We start from the raw sequence: 21,216 nt of genomic DNA on the forward strand, positions 1-21,216 counted from the left end.
CCGATAGTGAACCAGTACCGTGAGGGAAAGGTGAAAAGCACCCCGGAAGGGGAGTGAAATAGATCCTGAAACCGTGTGCCTACAAGTAGTTAGAGCCCGTTAATGGGTGATAGCGTGCCTTTTGTAGAATGAACCGGCGAGTTACGATTACATGCAAGGTTAAGTTGAGAAGACGGAGCCGCAGCGAAAGCGAGTCTGAATAGGGCGAATGAGTATGTGGTCGTAGACCCGAAACCAGGTGATCTACCCATGTCCAGGATGAAGGTAAGGTAACACTTACTGGAGGTCCGAACCCACGCACGTTGAAAAGTGCGGGGATGAGGTGTGGGTAGCGGAGAAATTCCAATCGAACCTGGAGATAGCTGGTTCTCTCCGAAATAGCTTTAGGGCTAGCCTCAAACGTTAAGAATCTTGGAGGTAGAGCACTGTTTGGACTAGGGGCCCATCCCGGGTTACCGAATTCAGACAAACTCCGAATGCCAATGATTTATGTTTGGGAGTCAGACTGCGAGTGATAAGATCCGTAGTCAAGAGGGAAACAGCCCAGACCACCAGCTAAGGTCCCAAAGTATTTGTTAAGTGGAAAAGGATGTGGCGTTGCTTAGACAACCAGGATGTTGGCTTAGAAGCAGCCATCATTTAAAGAGTGCGTAATAGCTCACTGGTCGAGTGACGCTGCGCCGAAAATGTATCGGGGCTAAACAAATCACCGAAGCTGTGGATTGATACCTTTGGTATCAGTGGTAGGAGAGCGTTCTAAGGGCGTTGAAGTCAGACCGGAAGGACTGGTGGAGCGCTTAGAAGTGAGAATGCCGGTATGAGTAGCGAAAGACGGGTGAGAATCCCGTCCACCGTATGACTAAGGTTTCCTGAGGAAGGCTCGTCCGCTCAGGGTTAGTCGGGACCTAAGTCGAGGCCGATAGGCGTAGACGATGGACAACAGGTTGATATTCCTGTACCACCAAACCACCGTTTGAGTAATGGGGGGACGCAGAAGGATAGGGTAAGCGTGCTGTTGGTTATGCACGTCCAAGCAGTAAGGTGTGAATGTAGGAAAATCCGCATTCTATAACATTGAGCTGTGATGGCGAGGACTTAGTCCGAAGTTCCTGATTTCACACTGCCAAGAAAAGCCTCTAGCGAGGTGATAGGTGCCCGTACCGCAAACCGACACAGGTAGTCGAGGAGAGAATCCTAAGGTGAGCGAGAGAACTCTCGTTAAGGAACTCGGCAAAATGACCCCGTAACTTCGGGAGAAGGGGTGCTCTTTTGGGTGAATAGCCTAGAAGAGCCGCAGTGAATAGGCCCAGGCGACTGTTTAGCAAAAACACAGGTCTCTGCAAAACCGTAAGGTGAAGTATAGGGGCTGACGCCTGCCCGGTGCTGGAAGGTTAAGAGGAGTGCTTAGCGCAAGCGAAGGTGCGAATTGAAGCCCCAGTAAACGGCGGCCGTAACTATAACGGTCCTAAGGTAGCGAAATTCCTTGTCGGGTAAGTTCCGACCCGCACGAAAGGCGTAACGATCTGGGCACTGTCTCAACGAGAGACTCGGTGAAATTATAGTACCTGTGAAGATGCAGGTTACCCGCGACAGGACGGAAAGACCCCGTGGAGCTTTACTATAGCTTGATATTGAATTTTGGTGCAACTTGTACAGGATAGGCAGGAGCCTTAGAGCCCGGAGCGCCAGCTTCGGAGGAGGCGTCGGTGGGATACTGCCCTGGTTGTATTGAAATTCTAACCCATACCCGTAACCCGGGTAGGAGACAGTGTCAGGCGGGTAGTTTGACTGGGGCGGTCGCCTCCTAAAGTGTAACGGAGGCGCCCAAAGGTTCCCTCAGAATGGTTGGAAATCATTCGAAGAGTGTAAAGGCAGAAGGGAGCTTGACTGCGAGACCTACAAGTCGAGCAGGGTCGAAAGACGGGCTTAGTGATCCGGTGGTTCCGCATGGAAGGGCCATCGCTCAACGGATAAAAGCTACCCCGGGGATAACAGGCTTATCTCCCCCAAGAGTCCACATCGACGGGGAGGTTTGGCACCTCGATGTCGGCTCATCGCATCCTGGGGCTGTAGTCGGTCCCAAGGGTTGGGCTGTTCGCCCATTAAAGCGGTACGCGAGCTGGGTTCAGAACGTCGTGAGACAGTTCGGTCCCTATCCGTCGTGGGCGTAGGAAATTTGAGAGGAGCTGTCCTTAGTACGAGAGGACCGGGATGGACACACCGCTGGTGTACCAGTTGTTCTGCCAAGAGCATCGCTGGGTAGCTATGTGTGGACGGGATAAGTGCTGAAAGCATCTAAGCACGAAGCCCCCCTCAAGATGAGATTTCCCATTACGCAAGTAAGTAAGATCCCTCAAAGACGATGAGGTAGATAGGTTCGGGGTGGAAGCGTGGCGACACGTGCAGCTGACGAATACTAATCGATCGAGGACTTAACCAAAATAGAATTTGAAGAATTCAATGTCTTTTATCCAGTTTTGAGTGAACAACTCAAGGTCTAGTGATGATGGCGAAGAGGTCACACCCGTTCCCATACCGAACACGGAAGTTAAGCTCTTCAGCGCCGATGGTAGTTGGGGGTTTCCCCCTGCAAGAGTAGGACGTCGCTGGGCACTAAGAAGTCGTTACCGAGTAATCGGTAGCGGCTTTTTTTGTTTAGTTGCAGGTGAAGTGATCTCGGTTAAACATGATTTGGTCTCGTCTTCCTTCCAATTAGTAGCTGTTACGAAAGTTTGAAGATGTTGTAAATGAGCTACTACACAGAAAGTATATTACTTATAAGGTTGTCTACTACGAATTAAGCCGGAAGGTGAAAAGTTATTCTTTGCTAATTACATGCGTAACGGGAAGTGCAGTCTAATGTTGACAACATAGGTGAACTTGAAAGCAGAGGACGAAGTCTTCGAGGATATAACGTTAGCAAATGTTATAGTAGATTATGTATTGAATTATCCTACAGCTGAAAGAAAAGATGTCTAGAGTGACCTTTTCATACTTGATATAAGAAATTATAAGGTTCTACTAGTAGTATCTCGCTTAATAAATTCCCCTATATACTGTGTCAGTTAGGGTCTTGAAAGTATTTTAAAGTTATTGTAAAAAAAGCTTGCTAATGCATTCAAAGGGTGGTATATTAATAAAGTTCTCTTTTTAATTAATGACTTTCCTAGAAAAAACAAATTAAAAAAGTTATTGACATTAATAACGGAATTTGTTATGATATAAAAGTCGTCAAAACGAGACAACAACATGAACATTGAAAACTGAACATGCAAAACGTTAAGACATATAGCTTGAAAGACTAACTTCGGTTAGTTTGATAGCAACAATTTTTGACATCATTTAATGATGATGCCAGCAAAACAAATGAGCTTTTTAAGTTCTCTATTATGGAGAGTTTGATCCTGGCTCAGGACGAACGCTGGCGGCATGCCTAATACATGCAAGTCGAGCGAATGACGAAGAAGCTTGCTTCTTCTGATTTAGCGGCGGACGGGTGAGTAACACGTGGGCAACCTGCCCTGTAGATTGGGATAACTCCGGGAAACCGGGGCTAATACCAAATAATCCATTTCCTCACATGTGGAAATGTTAAAAGACGGTTTCGGCTGTCACTACAGGATGGGCCCGCGGCGCATTAGCTAGTTGGTAGGGTAACGGCCTACCAAGGCGACGATGCGTAGCCGACCTGAGAGGGTGATCGGCCACACTGGGACTGAGACACGGCCCAGACTCCTACGGGAGGCAGCAGTAGGGAATCTTCCACAATGGACGAAAGTCTGATGGAGCAATGCCGCGTGAGTGAAGAAGGTTTTCGGATCGTAAAACTCTGTTGTAAGGGAAGAACAAGTACGAGAGTAACTGCTCGTACCTTGACGGTACCTTATTAGAAAGCCACGGCTAACTACGTGCCAGCAGCCGCGGTAATACGTAGGTGGCAAGCGTTGTCCGGAATTATTGGGCGTAAAGCGCGCGCAGGCGGTCCTTTAAGTCTGATGTGAAATCCCACGGCTCAACCGTGGAAGGTCATTGGAAACTGGGGGACTTGAGTACAGAAGAGGAAAGCGGAATTCCAAGTGTAGCGGTGAAATGCGTAGAGATTTGGAGGAACACCAGTGGCGAAGGCGGCTTTCTGGTCTGTAACTGACGCTGAGGCGCGAAAGCGTGGGGAGCAAACAGGATTAGATACCCTGGTAGTCCACGCCGTAAACGATGAGTGCTAAGTGTTAGGGGGTTTCCGCCCCTTAGTGCTGCAGCTAACGCATTAAGCACTCCGCCTGGGGAGTACGGTCGCAAGACTGAAACTCAAAGGAATTGACGGGGGCCCGCACAAGCGGTGGAGCATGTGGTTTAATTCGAAGCAACGCGAAGAACCTTACCAGGTCTTGACATCCCGCTGACCGTTCTAGAGATAGATCTTTCCCTTCGGGGACAGCGGTGACAGGTGGTGCATGGTTGTCGTCAGCTCGTGTCGTGAGATGTTGGGTTAAGTCCCGCAACGAGCGCAACCCTTGATCTTAGTTGCCAGCATTCAGTTGGGCACTCTAAGGTGACTGCCGGTGATAAACCGGAGGAAGGTGGGGATGACGTCAAATCATCATGCCCCTTATGACCTGGGCTACACACGTGCTACAATGGACGGTACAGAGGGTCGCAACCCCGCGAGGGTGAGCTAATCCCATAAAACCGTTCTCAGTTCGGATTGTAGGCTGCAACTCGCCTACATGAAGCCGGAATCGCTAGTAATCGTGGATCAGCATGCCACGGTGAATACGTTCCCGGGCCTTGTACACACCGCCCGTCACACCACGAGAGTTTGTAACACCCGAAGTCGGTGGGGTAACCCTTACGGGAGCCAGCCGCCGAAGGTGGGACAGATGATTGGGGTGAAGTCGTAACAAGGTAGCCGTATCGGAAGGTGCGGCTGGATCACCTCCTTTCTAAGGATATATTACGGAATACAGATTTTTATCTGTATCTTAACGTTTTGCAGTTCAGTTTTGAATGTTCATTTTTATGAGCATTTGAAAACTTGTTCTTTGAAAACTGGATAAAACGACATTGAAAGAAACAAATTCAAGAAATTCAATTTGTAATCACTTCGGTGATTATAGATTGTGTAGTACTTTTAACTACTAATTTTGAATGGACTCCAAGTAATTGGAAGCCATATTAGGTTAAGTTAATAAGGGCGCACGGTGAATGCCTTGGCACTAGGAGCCGAAGAAGGACGGCACTAACACCGATATGCTTCGGGGAGCTGTAAGTGAGCTTTGATCCGGAGATTTCCGAATGGGGAAACCCACTGTTCGTAATGGAGCAGTACATTTACGTGAATACATAGCGTATCTGTGGCACACCCAGGGAACTGAAACATCTAAGTACCTGGAGGAAGAGAAAGAAAAATCGATTCCCTGAGTAGCGGCGAGCGAAACGGGAATAGCCCAAACCAAGAGGCTTGCCTCTTGGGGTTGTAGGACACTCTACATAGAGTTACAAAGGAATGAGCTAGACGAAGCGATCTGGAAAGGTCCGCAGGATAGGGTAAAAGCCCCGTAGTCAAAAGTTCATTCTCTCTTGAGTGTATCCTGAGTACGGCGGAACACGTGAAATTCCGTCGGAATCTGGGAGGACCATCTCCCAAGGCTAAATACTACCTAGTGACCGATAGTGAACCAGTACCGTGAGGGAAAGGTGAAAAGCACCCCGGAAGGGGAGTGAAATAGATCCTGAAACCGTGTGCCTACAAGTAGTTAGAGCCCGTTAATGGGTGATAGCGTGCCTTTTGTAGAATGAACCGGCGAGTTACGATTACATGCAAGGTTAAGTTGAGAAGACGGAGCCGCAGCGAAAGCGAGTCTGAATAGGGCGAATGAGTATGTGGTCGTAGACCCGAAACCAGGTGATCTACCCATGTCCAGGATGAAGGTAAGGTAACACTTACTGGAGGTCCGAACCCACGCACGTTGAAAAGTGCGGGGATGAGGTGTGGGTAGCGGAGAAATTCCAATCGAACCTGGAGATAGCTGGTTCTCTCCGAAATAGCTTTAGGGCTAGCCTCAAACGTTAAGAATCTTGGAGGTAGAGCACTGTTTGGACTAGGGGCCCATCCCGGGTTACCGAATTCAGACAAACTCCGAATGCCAATGATTTATGTTTGGGAGTCAGACTGCGAGTGATAAGATCCGTAGTCAAGAGGGAAACAGCCCAGACCACCAGCTAAGGTCCCAAAGTATTTGTTAAGTGGAAAAGGATGTGGCGTTGCTTAGACAACCAGGATGTTGGCTTAGAAGCAGCCATCATTTAAAGAGTGCGTAATAGCTCACTGGTCGAGTGACGCTGCGCCGAAAATGTATCGGGGCTAAACAAATCACCGAAGCTGTGGATTGATACCTTTGGTATCAGTGGTAGGAGAGCGTTCTAAGGGCGTTGAAGTCAGACCGGAAGGACTGGTGGAGCGCTTAGAAGTGAGAATGCCGGTATGAGTAGCGAAAGACGGGTGAGAATCCCGTCCACCGTATGACTAAGGTTTCCTGAGGAAGGCTCGTCCGCTCAGGGTTAGTCGGGACCTAAGTCGAGGCCGATAGGCGTAGACGATGGACAACAGGTTGATATTCCTGTACCACCAAACCACCGTTTGAGTAATGGGGGGACGCAGAAGGATAGGGTAAGCGTGCTGTTGGTTATGCACGTCCAAGCAGTAAGGTGTGAATGTAGGAAAATCCGCATTCTATAACATTGAGCTGTGATGGCGAGGACTTAGTCCGAAGTTCCTGATTTCACACTGCCAAGAAAAGCCTCTAGCGAGGTGATAGGTGCCCGTACCGCAAACCGACACAGGTAGTCGAGGAGAGAATCCTAAGGTGAGCGAGAGAACTCTCGTTAAGGAACTCGGCAAAATGACCCCGTAACTTCGGGAGAAGGGGTGCTCTTTTGGGTGAATAGCCTAGAAGAGCCGCAGTGAATAGGCCCAGGCGACTGTTTAGCAAAAACACAGGTCTCTGCAAAACCGTAAGGTGAAGTATAGGGGCTGACGCCTGCCCGGTGCTGGAAGGTTAAGAGGAGTGCTTAGCGCAAGCGAAGGTGCGAATTGAAGCCCCAGTAAACGGCGGCCGTAACTATAACGGTCCTAAGGTAGCGAAATTCCTTGTCGGGTAAGTTCCGACCCGCACGAAAGGCGTAACGATCTGGGCACTGTCTCAACGAGAGACTCGGTGAAATTATAGTACCTGTGAAGATGCAGGTTACCCGCGACAGGACGGAAAGACCCCGTGGAGCTTTACTATAGCTTGATATTGAATTTTGGTGCAACTTGTACAGGATAGGCAGGAGCCTTAGAGCCCGGAGCGCCAGCTTCGGAGGAGGCGTCGGTGGGATACTGCCCTGGTTGTATTGAAATTCTAACCCATACCCGTAACCCGGGTAGGAGACAGTGTCAGGCGGGTAGTTTGACTGGGGCGGTCGCCTCCTAAAGTGTAACGGAGGCGCCCAAAGGTTCCCTCAGAATGGTTGGAAATCATTCGAAGAGTGTAAAGGCAGAAGGGAGCTTGACTGCGAGACCTACAAGTCGAGCAGGGTCGAAAGACGGGCTTAGTGATCCGGTGGTTCCGCATGGAAGGGCCATCGCTCAACGGATAAAAGCTACCCCGGGGATAACAGGCTTATCTCCCCCAAGAGTCCACATCGACGGGGAGGTTTGGCACCTCGATGTCGGCTCATCGCATCCTGGGGCTGTAGTCGGTCCCAAGGGTTGGGCTGTTCGCCCATTAAAGCGGTACGCGAGCTGGGTTCAGAACGTCGTGAGACAGTTCGGTCCCTATCCGTCGTGGGCGTAGGAAATTTGAGAGGAGCTGTCCTTAGTACGAGAGGACCGGGATGGACACACCGCTGGTGTACCAGTTGTTCTGCCAAGAGCATCGCTGGGTAGCTATGTGTGGACGGGATAAGTGCTGAAAGCATCTAAGCACGAAGCCCCCCTCAAGATGAGATTTCCCATTACGCAAGTAAGTAAGATCCCTCAAAGACGATGAGGTAGATAGGTTCGGGGTGGAAGCGTGGCGACACGTGCAGCTGACGAATACTAATCGATCGAGGACTTAACCAAAATAGAATTTGAAGAATTCAATGTCTTTTATCCAGTTTTGAGTGAACAACTCAAAGTCTAGTGATGATGGCGAAGAGGTCACACCCGTTCCCATACCGAACACGGAAGTTAAGCTCTTCAGCGCCGATGGTAGTTGGGGGTTTCCCCCTGCAAGAGTAGGACGTCGCTGGGCACCAAGAAGTCGTTACCGAGTAATCGGTAGCGGCTTTTTTTGTGTTCGAAAAGAAAATCGAAGGCAACATTTATTTTATTTATAGAAAAGTGTGCGAGAAAGTGGAGGGGCAAAGAGTTCGAGGAAGCAAAGAAGAGAGGCTCGGAACGTATAACATACGTGAGAACCGAAAGACTGCGGCTGACGAAGAAATCTGCTTTCCTAGTCCGAATACAGGAATATAAGTGTTGAAGAAAGGAAATTTCGTCTGGATCAATCTCGAATCTAACTAATTTAATAAATAAAATTACTACTAAGCTTGAGTATATTAATCTTCGTTGTACATTAAATAATCATTGCTTTGAGATGGACCATATTTTTATAAAATATTAATTGGATAAAAAGACATGTAGATAAATATAGTGATTAAATAACCATAATAGTGAAAAGTAAAATACAAAATTTTCTAGCATGATCGTTTATTTAAAGGATTTTATAAATGAAAAGCAAACAGGAACTAAATCTGTTTATATGGGAATAAAGCACTAATTTCGTTGAAGTTAAAAAATAGTGAAATATCCTACTTAAAAAAAGTAGGTTTAAATGATTATTTTTTTAAAAAGCAAGAAAATTAAATTATATTAATAAGAAAATGATTATATTTGATTTACTAATCGTACCAACGATTCTAATATCTTCTTTATATTTCCAAAAGTATTGTATGCATCACTTATTACCTATAAAATAAATAGCATAAAATAGTAAGAAACTATTATTTCTGAAAAATACAAAAAATAACGACCTAATTCGACAAAATTTCTATTTCTATTCATATATAGTTTTGTTTACAACCAGAGATTCTTGATCCACACCATTGATTCTGTTTACCTAAATGACTGTTTAGGAAAGGGGGAGAAGGTGTTTTTTTGCGGTCTTTTTAGATTAATATAAAAGACCATTAGTTTCTCGTACAGTAATAAAATCTTAGTAAAATTCAAGGGAGGAATGGAATTTGAGAAGGAGAAACAGTTCAACTAAGGCACTTAGTATGACAGCATCTTTACTTTTAACATTTTCATTAATTGCTCCAAATGTAGTGAGTGCGGAAACCACTAGTAAGCTTCACCAATCTTTTAGAGATTCAAGTCCTAGCACGATTCTCGTAAAAGATAAGTTAAGTAGCCGTTTACTGGCAAACTTTAAAGAAGATGATAAAGTTACTTTCTTAATCAAATTTAAAGAAAAAGCAGATGTAAAAGAAGTGGCTACGGAAGCTCGAAAAGGTGCGGATGCTGCAAACTTATCTGCGCACAATGCGAAACTTCTTCAGCGCTCCTCAGTAGTAAGCGAATTGAAGATAACTTCTCTTGAGTCACAAGAAACAGTTAAACAATTCTTAGAACAAGAAGTAGCTAAGGGAAATGCAAAAGATATAGAGTCATATTATATTGTGAATGGGATGGCAGTAACAGCAACAAAAGAAGTTGCTGAGAAACTAGCAACATTCCCTGAAGTTGAAAAGATTTTACCGAATGAAACTCGTCAGTTATTTACAACAAAAACTGAGAATGCCGTTGCTCCTAAAGCAGAAATCGCAAACATAGAGTGGAGCATTGAACGTGTCAAAGCTCCTGACGTTTGGGCAATGGGTATTGACGGAGCAGGAACTGTTGTAGCTAGCATTGATACTGGGGTTCAATGGGATCACCCGGCTTTAAAAGAAAAGTACCGAGGCTACAATGCAGCAAATGGTCAAGTCTCTCATAACTTTAACTGGTTTGATGCAACAGCTGGACGAGCTACGCCGTATGACGATAATGACCACGGTACGCATGTAACGGGAACTATGGTTGGTAGTGAACCAAATGGAACGAATCAAATTGGTGTTGCTCCTGGAGCTAAATTTATCGCAGTAAAGGCATTTACAGCAAACGGGGGAACAGACGCAGATCTACTGGAAGCTGCACAATGGATTTTAGCACCGACTGATGCCAATGGAAATGCACGAGTTGACATGGCTCCAGACGTTGTCAATAACTCCTGGGGAGGCGGACCTGGTCTTGATGAATGGTACCGTGACGTTGTCATCAACTGGCGCGCAGCAGAAATTTTCCCTGAATTCTCTGCAGGAAACACAACGCTTTCAAATCCAGGTGGTGCTGGATCTGTAGCGGCACCAGCAAATTATCCTGAGTCATTTGCAACAGGTGCAACTGACATTAATAACAAAGTGGGAAGCTTCTCCCTTCGTGGACCTTCACCATACGCTGAAATTAAACCAGACATCTCAGCACCAGGCGTGAACATTCGTTCATCTATACCAGGTGGTGGTTATGAAGGTGGTTGGAACGGGACATCTATGGCAGGACCAGCTGTTTCGGGCGTTGCGGCACTCCTTCGACAAGTTGACGCAAACCTAACAGTGGATGAAATGGAAGAAATCCTACTCAACACAGCAAATCCATTAACAGATGCTCAATATACAACAGTTCCTAACCATGGATATGGCTATGGACTAGTAGATGCTTATGAGGCTGTATCTTCTATCATCACTGGACTTGGAACATTGAAAGGTCAAGTAACAAAACAAGGTGATGATAGTGAAGCCCCGGTATTCGAGCATACAGCACCTCGTGAAACATATGCAGGTATGGATTTAGATTTGTCAATTACAGTTAGTGATAACATCAGCGTTGCATCTGTTGTACTAAACTACAAGGATGCAAATGGTGCTTGGCAAGCAATCGAAGCTGGACGTAAATCTGGCGATTACAAATCTGGTGTGTTCGGAGTTGTGATTCCAGGTGATTTAATCTCAGGTAACGCATTCAAGTACAAATGGACAATCAATGACTTTGGTAACAATGAAGTAAGTAGTGAAGAATATGTCATTCAAGTAAAACCAGGTATTACGGTTGGATACTTTGAAAACTTCGAAGCACAGCCAATTGGTTGGTATTCCTTTGGAGATCAAAACAGTTGGGATTGGGGCGTACCAACATCTGGCCCAGGAAATGCTGCTTCTGGAGAAAAGGTATACGCTACAAACTTATCTGGGCTGTACGCAAACCGTATGAACGCAACACTTGTTGCACCTCCAATCGACCTGCCAGAAGGAAATTCTTTCTTGCAGTTCAAACAGTGGCATAACTTCGAGCAGTCTTCTTCAGGAAGAGCTTGGGATTACGGTCACGTATTCGTTTCTACAGATCAGCAAAACTGGACCCAATTACTAATGGTTCAAGGTCTATCCAATGGTTGGATTAGTGCAGAAGTTGATTTGTCTGCATATGCAGGTCAACGTATCTATATTGGATTCAATGCATTCTCTGATGGTAGCGTACAAAGAGACGGCTGGTATATTGATGATGTTGCTCTAACTGACATTTCGCAAACTGGCAAAGTTTCAAAAGGAAAAGGCAACAACAATGGTAACAACGGTAACAATAAAAACAGTGTAAACAATGGAAATAAAGGTAATAACGGAAATGGTAAAGATAAAGATGCATTAAAAGAAACAATCGATCCAAAATCAATTAAACCTGTTTTACCTGTAAAAGAAGCGCCACCAGTAGTAGAAACAATTAATAATCCAACACTTCTACCTTTAGGTGCTCAAGTTAGTGTACTAGAATCTGGACGTTCAGTTTATTCAAACCCAGCTGACGGTTCCTATTCATTAACACTCGGGGCAGGAACATTCACAGTGAAAGCAGAAGCTTACGGATTTACTTCGGAAGAACAAGCTGTCACAATCGAAGCAGATGGCACAACAACTGCCAATTTCACTTTGGACGAAGTAGCTCAAAATACTGTGAGTGGTACAATTACTGACCAATCAACGGGTGAAGGCATTGAAGGAGCAACGCTTCTACTTGTCGAAGATGCAAATATCTCACCTGTGACAACAGATGCAGCTGGTAACTACTCCATCACTGCATACGAAGGCGACTACACATTGAAAGTTATCGCTCGCGGCTACCATGGCCAAGAAGTAGCAGTGATAATCGGTGATGAAGCAACAACACAAAACATCACGCTCGAGCCATTCTACACAGTTCCTGGTGGAGAAATCGGTTATGACGATGGTACACCTGAAAACGCACGTGCTTTCAACGCTGCAGGAAATGCATGGGCAGTGAAAATGTCACTTCCAGAAGGAAAAGAAAGTGGTATTGTAACAGATGGCGTATTCCGCTTCTGGACAACTGAATGGCCAGTCCCTGGTGGAACTGCATTCGCAGTCGAAGTATGGGATGCAACGGGTGCGGACGGAACTCCTGGTAAAATGCTTGCGGGTCCTGTCAATGCAACAGCATTACGAAACGGTCAGTGGACAGTTGTGGACTTAACTGATCACAACATCGTAGTAAATGGCGATTTCTTCATGGTATACCGTCAAACATTTGCAAATCCAAATACCCCTGGTCTTGCAACGGATGAAGACGGTACGAACGCGGGAAGAAGCTACCAAGGCGTATCTGGTGCTTGGTCTCCATCACCAACTGCTGAAGGAAACTACATGATCCGTGCTCGCGTAAGCTATGAAGTAAATGCGCCGGTCATCACTTCACCAGCAGTTAATGTAACAACAAGTGATACGGCTATTACAATTGAAGGTACTGCATCACCAACAACGACACTCCAGTTGAAACAAAACGGTGCAGAAGTAGCATCTATCGTCGTAGGTAACGACGGTAAATTCACAATCCCTGCTACCTTAGTAGAAGGTTCCAATGAATTCACAGCAGTTTCTAAATTAAATGGCAAAGTAACAGGTGAATCAGCTCCTGTCACAGTCATCTTAGACACGGTGAAGCCTAATCTGACAATTACAAGTCCGAAAAACGGTGACAAAACAAACCGTGAAACAGTTACAGTCGAAGGAACGGTTACAGATGCAAACCTTGACTGGGTACGAGTTAACGGTCAAGACGCTCCAGTCGTCAACGGGAAATATTCAAAGCGTATTATCCTTGATAACGGCGCAAATGAAATAACAGTTGTTGCACGCGACAAAGCAAACAACCGTATCTCGACAAAAATCACAGTTCAAGCAGACTTCGATGCACCAGTCATTGGGAACTTGAAACCTGAAGGAGACCTTTACCTTACAACAGGTAGAAGCGTCAAAATCGAATTTGATAGTGAGCCTGGATTGAAAGCGACATTCGTTATCCACATGCCACTAACAAATGTAGGTGGACAAGTTCAAAATGCAACTGAATTACCAATGATGGAGCAAAGCACAGGTCATTACGTTGGTTACTGGACAGTACCATACGGAACAGTAGCAGACGGTGCACAAATCGAAGTAAAAGCTCTTGACAGTTTCAACAATGAAACACGCCAATTAGCTGCCGGTAAACTGTATATCAACGTAGCGGCACCATCAGCACAACCATCTGTTGAACAGCCAGCAGAAGAACCAGCTAAGGAATCAGAAGAGGCACCAGTAGTTACTCCTATTGAAAATCCAGCAGAATAATATGGAGATTGAATGAAACGAAGAAGCCAAAGAGTATGAAAGTCCTCTTTGGCTTCTGTTTGTTTTTTTACATATATAGTAAGTGTTATGTCGTTACAAAAAATGTTCAATCCTTTCATTTCTAAGCATATGATAATTTGAGAGGGGTGTACCATGAACAATTATGTAGATGTGCTAAAGAACTTTTTACCGCCGAATGCCACGATTTTAAAATTACCAAAGCCCCAAGAGAGACTTGCTGTATTACTGGCAGATATCGACGGCGATCATTTCAACGAATTAATTGGAGCTTACAAGTATGAAGAACAGAATTATATTTTGATATTAAAAATGATCAATGATCAATGGCTTCCGTTAATCCATATAAAAGGAAATGGATACGGTATATTAGATTTAATAGTAGCACCAATCACGGATAGTTGGGTGAGTACCTTAGTTGTGGGTTGGCAAATAGGTACCGTGTGGGCAGAATTGGATTTATTGCAATGGACAAATAGTGGGTTTGTACGATTGCCTACTAATAATATTGTTTACAGTAAATTAGAAGTAGAAGATATGCCCGGGGAATATGGAGAGGATGGGCAATACGAGCTTGCTGTTTGGATACATGATACTGGTGAGGCTTACAAAGTAGATGTATATCGCTTTAGTGAAGGTAGACTAGATATAGCAAGAGATGTTTATCCTTATTACTTTAGAAAAGTAAAAGCCTATTACGAGAGATTAATGCAAACGAATGACTTCGCTTATTATCTGTATTATTTATTGGATGCTCAGAAGAAGGTCGGAGATTTGGAACAAAATTTAGCTTCCAATGATAAAGTACTTTCATTTCGTTCGCAGTATCCATCAAGTGAAGAATTATTAGACAAAAGACAACAGGTTTTAAGTCGCTTAAGTTCTACTGGTCAAGAGGTAATAGATTTGAAAAGAGGGGACGTGACCGGTGATGGCTTCATGGACACCGTTTACCTTACAGGCGATAAGACTCAGGGAAGTCCGTTCTGGCAAAACATATCGCTAAATATACTTAATGGAAAAACCAATATGTACGAAAGTATTTCTCTCAAAGAAAATGTGGGCTACAACCCAACAATATTTCTTGGTGATTTTACAGGAGACCTAGTGGATGACATTTTAATCGTCATAGATACGGGAGGAAGCGGCGGCATCATTTACGCATATGTTTTTTCATCTTTGGAAGGACAAATGCGTCAAGTGTTCGATGTAGAGGAATATAATGAACAATCTAAGTATGAAGTGAATTATCAAAATCAATATAAAGTAGCGGTGATAAGCTCTAATCCAAAGAAGAAGTACACAGTGGATTTAATGTATAAAGGGAAGGAATATTTATCGGAGATTTATAACGAAGATGGAACGCTGAAAGAGCCAATTGAGGGTTGGGTAGACCCAGTCAGTGGCCTGTATCCTATCGACTTTGCAAGGGATGGTACTTATGAGCTAACTGCCATACAAAAAATCGCAGGGAGATACCATGCCGATGGGATAGGATATGTGCAAAATGTATTGAAATGGAACGGACATGATTTCGTACCAGACCGACAAACTGTATCTATCTTTGGGGAAGATTTAACGCCTAACTGAATTATGAGGATTAGAATTGCTACAGAGTCATTAGACGGTGAAGCAGTTCTTTTTTATTGTACAAAGTCTTACAAAAAAGAAAAATTGACAATTTTGTGAACGAAGTGAATAATATAAAGAGAGAGAGGATGGATGAAATGGAATCATATATGAAGATGTTAAATGCAACAAGGTACGTAGCTGGTACAGTGCTTACTATTGGAATTGCTATTTTCTTGTACGGAGCTTTCCTAAGCGACTACAGTAATGTTATAGGGGTAGGTATTGGAACGGTAATGGGAGCAGTTTTTATTTTTTTAATTGGACTTATTCTAGTTGCTTCAGAAGAAATGATTATAAACTCTAGAAAATGTAAAAAAGAGAGCGCCTGAAGAGACGCCCTCTTTGAAACGATTATTTACATATCCCAGATCAATGCTAACAGTGTACCAAAAATGGTTATCAAGGCGATGATTAATCCATAATAGATGTTTGCGTAGATAGATTTTTTATCATTTGTTTCTCCGGCATGCATGAATACAACTAATTGAAGTCCAGCTTGTATAAATGCTGTTAGGAGAAGAACCGTCATACCAATTGAAAACGACATATCCATGAAGTATACCAAAAGTGCCACTGCGGTAAGGATCAATGAAAATACAAAGCCCATTACTTGCTTAAGAGGGAATAATTCTTTCATGTTACATCATTCCTTTCAAGTAGATGAAGCTAAAGATGAAGATCCAAACAACATCTAAGAAATGCCAATAAAGCGAAAAGATGAAAGATTTATTGGCTGTCTCAGGAGTCAAGCCTCGTTTTTTGATTTGTAACAGGATGAATAATCCCCAAAAGAAACCAACCGTAACATGCAATCCATGTGTTCCTAGTGTGGTTAGTAAAATGGCAGAGAAAGCACTCGTTTGTAGAGTCAAGCCTTCATGGATATAATGAACAAACTCAAAAACTTCGAACCCTATGAATCCTGCACCTAGAAGCAAAGTGATGGAGAAGAATGTCATCATTGCTTTTTTGTTACCTAGACGCATCGCGTGGATTCCTAGACCAATTGTAAAACTACTTGTTAAAAGCAAGATGGTTTCGACTAATACTGGTGTAATTTCAAATACTTCTGCTCCAGTAAGTCCATCACCAGTTCGATTCACTAAAGTGAAATACGATGTGAAAAGTGTGGCGAAAAGCATAATTTCCGCACCAAGGAAGATCCAAAACCCTAAGATTTTCAAACTATTTTCTTCCGTACTATATTCAAGTGGAATAGAGTTATTTACCTTCATTTTTTAGCACCTCGCAATTTTGCTTCTGTTTCTTCAATTTCTTTAACAGAAATGTAGCGTCCGTGATCTTTCTCGAATGAACGGTAAGTCAAACAACCTAAAATACCAATTAACGAGATAATCGCAAGCGGCCATATGCTGAATACCATCGCAAATCCAAACGCGAAGAAGATACAACTCATGATAAATGGCCAGCCGCTGTTATTTGGCATATGAATTTTTTCCAATTTTCCTGGGAATAATTCATGTCCATTTTTCTTCGCATCCCAAAACGCTTGAGTTGATACAGCTTTTGGTGTAATAGCAAAATTGTACTCTGGTACTGGCGTGTGTGTAGCCCATTCAAGCGAACGTGCATCCCACGGGTCACTACCGATATCTCTAGAAGCATACCGAATACTATAGTAGATATTGTAGACAAGTAAGACAAAGGCAATTGCCATAATAGCCGCACCGACAAATGAAACCATATTCCACATGCTGAATCCAGTGGATTCAGAGTACGTGTACATACGACGTGCTTGGCCGTCTAATCCAGTAATGTACATTGGAATGAAGGCTAAGACAAAGCCGACAGAAAGTAACCATGCGGTCCATTTTCCAAGTTTCTCATTTAACATAAAGCCGAACATTTTTGGCCAATAGTACGTGAGACCTGCTAGCATGGCGAAAACTACCCCAGGAATAATAACGTTATGGAAGTGAGCTACTAAGAACATCGTATTATGATATTGGTAGTCTGCTGCGGACATCGCAAGCATTACCCCTGTAACTCCACCTAATGTAAACAGTGGAATGAAAAGCATCGAATATAACATAGGTGTAGTAAATTCAATTTTCCCTTTCCAAAGCGTGAACAACCAGTTAAAGATTTTAACTCCGGTTGGAACAGCAATGATCATCGTTGTAATGGAGAAAAAACTATTCGTAAGTGCTCCTTGACCCATCGTAAAGAAATGATGTGCCCATACAAGGAAGGAAAGTAAAGAAATAGCGACCATCGAAGCGACCATCGATTTATACCCATATAAATTTCGACGTGCAAAAGTGGAAATGATCTCACTATAAAGACCAAACGCCGGTAAGATTAAGATATATACTTCCGGATGTCCCCAAACCCAGAACAAGTTCGCCCAAAGCATATCCATCCCGCCATTAACGGTTGTAAAGAAATTTGTTCCAAACAGTCGATCCATGGTTCCCATGGCAAGTGTTACGGTTAAAACAGGGAAAGCAAATACAACGATGACGTTGGCGATAAAAGCAGACCATGTGAACATAGGCATTTTCATCAATGTCATCCCAGGTGCTCTCATTTTAAGAATAGTCGTGATAAAGTTAATACCAGTTATTAACGTACCAATACCAGCGATTTGGATCGCAATCATATAATAATTCGTACCTACAGACGTACTAAATTCATTACCTGCAAGTGGGAAATAAGAAGTCCAACCTGCATCAGGTGATCCACCGATGATGAAGGAGATGTTGAATAACCCCATCCCCATAAAGAATAACCAAAAACTTAGTGCGTTTAAGCGTGGAAATGCTACATCACGTGCACCAATTTGTAACGGTATAAGGTAGTTAAAGAAGAACGTGATGAATGGCATAGCCATAAACAGGATCATCACAACCCCATGTGTACTGAAGATTTCATTATAATGCTGGGATTCTAGAAATTTGTTATCAGGCATAGATAGCTGATAACGTAACATGATAGCATCTACACCCCCACGAAATAGCATGAGTAAAGCAGTGAGCAAATACATAATACCGATTCGTTTATGGTCAACAGTGGTTATCCATTCGCGCCAAAGGTAACCCCATTTTTTAAAATAGGTAATACCTACGACGATAGCAATCATGGTTAGACCAATACTAACCATTGCTCCGTATATTAAAAAGCTTGGATGTGGTACGGCAAAGCGTTCAAAGAAATCCATACTTTTGTAACTCCTTTCGAGAATCTATTGTTTGTTACGATACTTTAGCTTGTAAATTTTGTATCAATGATGAGCGTGAGTGGATTGCTCATCCGAACTAGTTGATCCATGATTTTCGTGCTCAGATTCTTCTGCGTCCGAATTAGTTGACCCATGGTCATGATCAGGTGCAGGGGAGAATTCTAAATGTGTTCCAGTGTATGTGGAGCGGCCAAGATGTCCAGGCTCTAATAACTCCTCGAACGTTTCTTCTGTCAGAGGTGCGGCAGTTTCATGCACTTCCTCAACCCATTCATCATAGTCGGCTTGAGACATTGCAGTCACTTCAAATGTATTTTCCGCGAATCCTTCACCACTGAAGTTTGCGTTTCTTCCCATGAATTCCCCAGGAAGGTCAGCGGCTAAGTGTAAAGTATTGACCATATCAGACATCGCGTATTTTTGGCCACCTAGTTGTGGAATCCAAAAACTAGTGATAGGTCCGTAAGAATATAATTTAAATTCAATCGGACGGTTTGCAGGGATATATAAGTAGTTAACTGTCTCGATATCCTCTTCTGGATAACTAAAATGCCACTTCCAGTTGGAAGAAGAAGCATAAATAACTAATGGTTCTTGATCCTCATATGCAGCGGGAATTGCCTCTACTTCGTAGTTACTTTTAACAGAAACTATGGAAAGAAAAACAACAATAATAATAGGAATTCCAACACAGATTGCTTCTACAATGGGGCTTCCTTCAATATGAGGAGGCTCGTAATCTTCACTCTGTTTAGAAGCACGGTATTTAATTAACACAAATATTAAGATGGCGAAAACGACGAGGACAATAGCTGACATAAGCCAAATGGAAAGCATGATATCATCAGCCTGCGTTTTTGCCTGAGGTCCTTTTGGATCTAAAACTAATAGTGGCTCACAACCAGTTAGCACAGTGGCAATAGTGAAAATCATTGTGAATAATGCCCATTTCATTTTTAATTTCATAGTTGTACCCCTTTCAAATTTATTGAAGTTGTATAAATGTAAGTCAAATGTGTTTAAAGCATTTTTTATTCTTAGTCTCTATCTTAGTACCGTATTTTTAAAAAACAATGGAAAGAAATAGCCGTCACAAAAAGTTCATGAAGATATGTACAAAATAAAAAGTTGATAACAAAATTGTTGGGAATGTTGAGAAATCGCCTCTAATGTGGATAGAAATGGTAGTAGTTACAATGCGTTTTCTGTGAATTTGAATGTAATTTTCTTCTTGCCGTAAACCCAGAGTTCAAGGTGTTTTGACTTAAAGAAATGCCATTAGGGAAGGATTTTTCCTGTTTTTGAACAGAGCGGAATGACAGAAAAATAGTTAGCATACATCTAATTAAGCGGTACTAAGGCTCCTGAAATTGCATCCTGGAGAGCTGCATTTGCGAATAGGAAAGAATTAAGTTATCTAATGTTTCTGGTGGGAGACGGACAGACGACAGTCACAAAGTTACCGAAAAATAGAAGGTAGGAAATGATGTAGTAAAATTAGTGCAAAGCGCATCGGAAAACGAGAGAAAACAGGTTGTCTATTTAAGAGCACCTACATTACTTTGAAAATTAGTAATAATTAGATTATTTGGAATAGAAAGGGTATTATTTATATAGGGGGAGAAATACAAATTAAAAGGGGGAAATGAGATGGATAGGAGATATGATGCGAGGCATATTTTCTTAGCGATTGGAGCTTGTATTGCGTTAATTTCACCAGTTTTTATATTGCTTATGCCTTTAGTTTTAGTCAATGCACTATATTATCAGAGAGACATTTGGATATTGTATGCTCCGAGTGAAAATTATTTGGCGTATGGATTCAGTATATTTTTGGTTGTTCTTGCATGTGCTTTACTTTGGTTGCTAGATATACGTAAGGCCTCGATTGGATTAGCAATTACTTGTTTGATAGCTAGTGGTGTTGTTTTTTATTATGTGACATTATCTTATGTGACATTATCAGATGAGGAAATTTCTTATCGAAAACTATTTTCACAGGAGAAGAAAAACTATGATTGGGAGGAGCTCGGTCAGGTTCTGTACTATGAGAAGTTGCCTGAAGACAAGGACTTGTCCTATTATGAATTTTATTTTAAAGATGGCGAGATGCTTACCATTAAGCGAGATAATTATGTCACAGATATACAACGAGGATTGAATTCAAAAGTAAGATTTTTGAACATTCCTCTTGTATATGTAGAGGACAAATAATAGATCGACCATTGTACTAACTTACAAACGATAAAGTCAAAGAAGAGTCTGCGTAAAATTGCAGACTCTTCTTTCCGCTAGATCATCTTTAAGAGTGCTTCTCTACCGATCATTCCACGAGTAATCCCAAGTTCCTCTGCTTCATATGTGACTGATTCTAATGGTGCATCTAAAAGCTGTTCAATTGTCTTCACACCAACAGCCCGGCCTGCAATTATTTTCCGGTCCTTTAATTTTTCATTCAATAGCCCAACGTCTAGTGCACCGCACATAATATATCCTTTATCGTTGGATACAGTAAGTAGATTTGTTTTTGGTAACAAAACAGAAACTGCAATGAATGTATTTCCTTCAATATCAATTGGATGAAGGTTAATCATTTTACAACATCACTCCTTTTCTTATCC

Annotated in this window: 9 protein-coding genes and 5 rRNA genes (1 of these 14 cut by a window edge); 9 read left to right on the forward strand and 5 right to left on the reverse strand. The window is 43.0% G+C overall.

The annotated features are described in order from the left end of the window. The 8 genes from MHB48_RS02095 to MHB48_RS02130 all read left to right on the forward strand — a co-directional run. Positions 1-2,440, forward strand: a 23S ribosomal RNA gene (locus MHB48_RS02095); it begins 489 nt to the left of the window's first position. 56 nt (positions 2,441-2,496) lie between these two features. Beyond that, positions 2,497-2,612: ribosomal RNA gene (gene rrf, locus MHB48_RS02100) — 5S ribosomal RNA — on the forward strand. Positions 2,613-3,386: 774 nt separating this feature from the next. Continuing rightward, positions 3,387-4,940 (forward strand): 16S ribosomal RNA (locus MHB48_RS02105). Between the two features lie 235 nt (positions 4,941-5,175). Continuing rightward, positions 5,176-8,104, forward strand: a 23S ribosomal RNA gene (locus tag MHB48_RS02110). A gap of 56 nt (positions 8,105-8,160) precedes the next feature. Next, positions 8,161-8,276 (forward strand): 5S ribosomal RNA (gene rrf, locus MHB48_RS02115). Together the 16S, 23S and 5S rRNA genes form the textbook arrangement of a ribosomal RNA operon. 991 nt (positions 8,277-9,267) lie before the next feature. Further along, on the forward strand, positions 9,268-13,743 hold the full coding sequence (locus MHB48_RS02120) for a S8 family serine peptidase (protein ID WP_342599925.1): 4,476 nt from the start codon (positions 9,268-9,270) through the stop codon (positions 13,741-13,743). Positions 13,744-14,469: 726 nt separating this feature from the next. Beyond that, the gene (locus MHB48_RS02125) at positions 14,470-15,351 is read left to right on the forward strand and encodes a VCBS repeat-containing protein (RefSeq protein ID WP_342601283.1); all 882 of its coding nucleotides are present in this window, start codon (positions 14,470-14,472) and stop codon (positions 15,349-15,351) included. A gap of 137 nt (positions 15,352-15,488) precedes the next feature. After that, positions 15,489-15,722: a hypothetical protein gene (locus MHB48_RS02130; protein WP_342599926.1), complete on the forward strand. Its 234-nt coding sequence runs from the start codon at positions 15,489-15,491 to the stop codon at positions 15,720-15,722. Positions 15,723-15,748: 26 nt separating this feature from the next. Here the strand turns inward: MHB48_RS02130 and qoxD are convergent, their stop codons facing one another. The 4 genes from qoxD to qoxA all read right to left on the reverse strand — a co-directional run bounded on the left by qoxD (position 15,749) and on the right by qoxA (position 19,561). Then, positions 15,749-16,030, reverse strand: a complete 282-nt coding sequence (gene qoxD, locus MHB48_RS02135) for a cytochrome aa3 quinol oxidase subunit IV (protein WP_342599927.1) — start codon at positions 16,028-16,030, stop codon at positions 15,749-15,751. A gap of 1 nt (position 16,031) precedes the next feature. Then, positions 16,032-16,628: a cytochrome aa3 quinol oxidase subunit III gene (gene qoxC, locus MHB48_RS02140; RefSeq protein ID WP_342599928.1), complete on the reverse strand. Its 597-nt coding sequence runs from the start codon at positions 16,626-16,628 to the stop codon at positions 16,032-16,034. Then, entirely contained in the window at positions 16,625-18,574 is a 1,950-nt protein-coding gene (qoxB, locus tag MHB48_RS02145; RefSeq protein ID WP_342599929.1) for a cytochrome aa3 quinol oxidase subunit I, read from the reverse strand. The genes qoxC and qoxB overlap by 4 nt, the downstream gene beginning before the upstream one ends. Before the next feature lie 63 nt (positions 18,575-18,637). Further along, positions 18,638-19,561, reverse strand: a complete 924-nt coding sequence (gene qoxA, locus MHB48_RS02150) for a cytochrome aa3 quinol oxidase subunit II (protein ID WP_342599930.1) — start codon at positions 19,559-19,561, stop codon at positions 18,638-18,640. Positions 19,562-20,245: 684 nt separating this feature from the next. Here qoxA and MHB48_RS02155 point away from each other — a divergent pair. After that, positions 20,246-20,809 carry a hypothetical protein gene (locus tag MHB48_RS02155; RefSeq protein WP_342599931.1) on the forward strand — a complete coding sequence of 188 codons (564 nt, stop codon included), beginning with the start codon at positions 20,246-20,248 and terminating at the stop codon, positions 20,807-20,809. A 77-nt stretch (positions 20,810-20,886) separates the two neighbouring features. Here MHB48_RS02155 and MHB48_RS02160 read toward each other — a convergent pair whose 3' ends face one another. Further along, positions 20,887-21,189, reverse strand: coding sequence for a DUF1805 domain-containing protein (locus MHB48_RS02160; protein ID WP_342599932.1), 303 nt, complete (start codon positions 21,187-21,189; stop codon positions 20,887-20,889). Positions 21,190-21,216 lie beyond the last annotated feature (27 nt).

Origin of the sequence: Psychrobacillus sp. FSL H8-0483, from assembly GCF_038637725.1 — a bacterium.
In the GTDB taxonomy this organism is placed as follows: Bacteria; Bacillota; Bacilli; order Bacillales_A; family Planococcaceae; genus Psychrobacillus.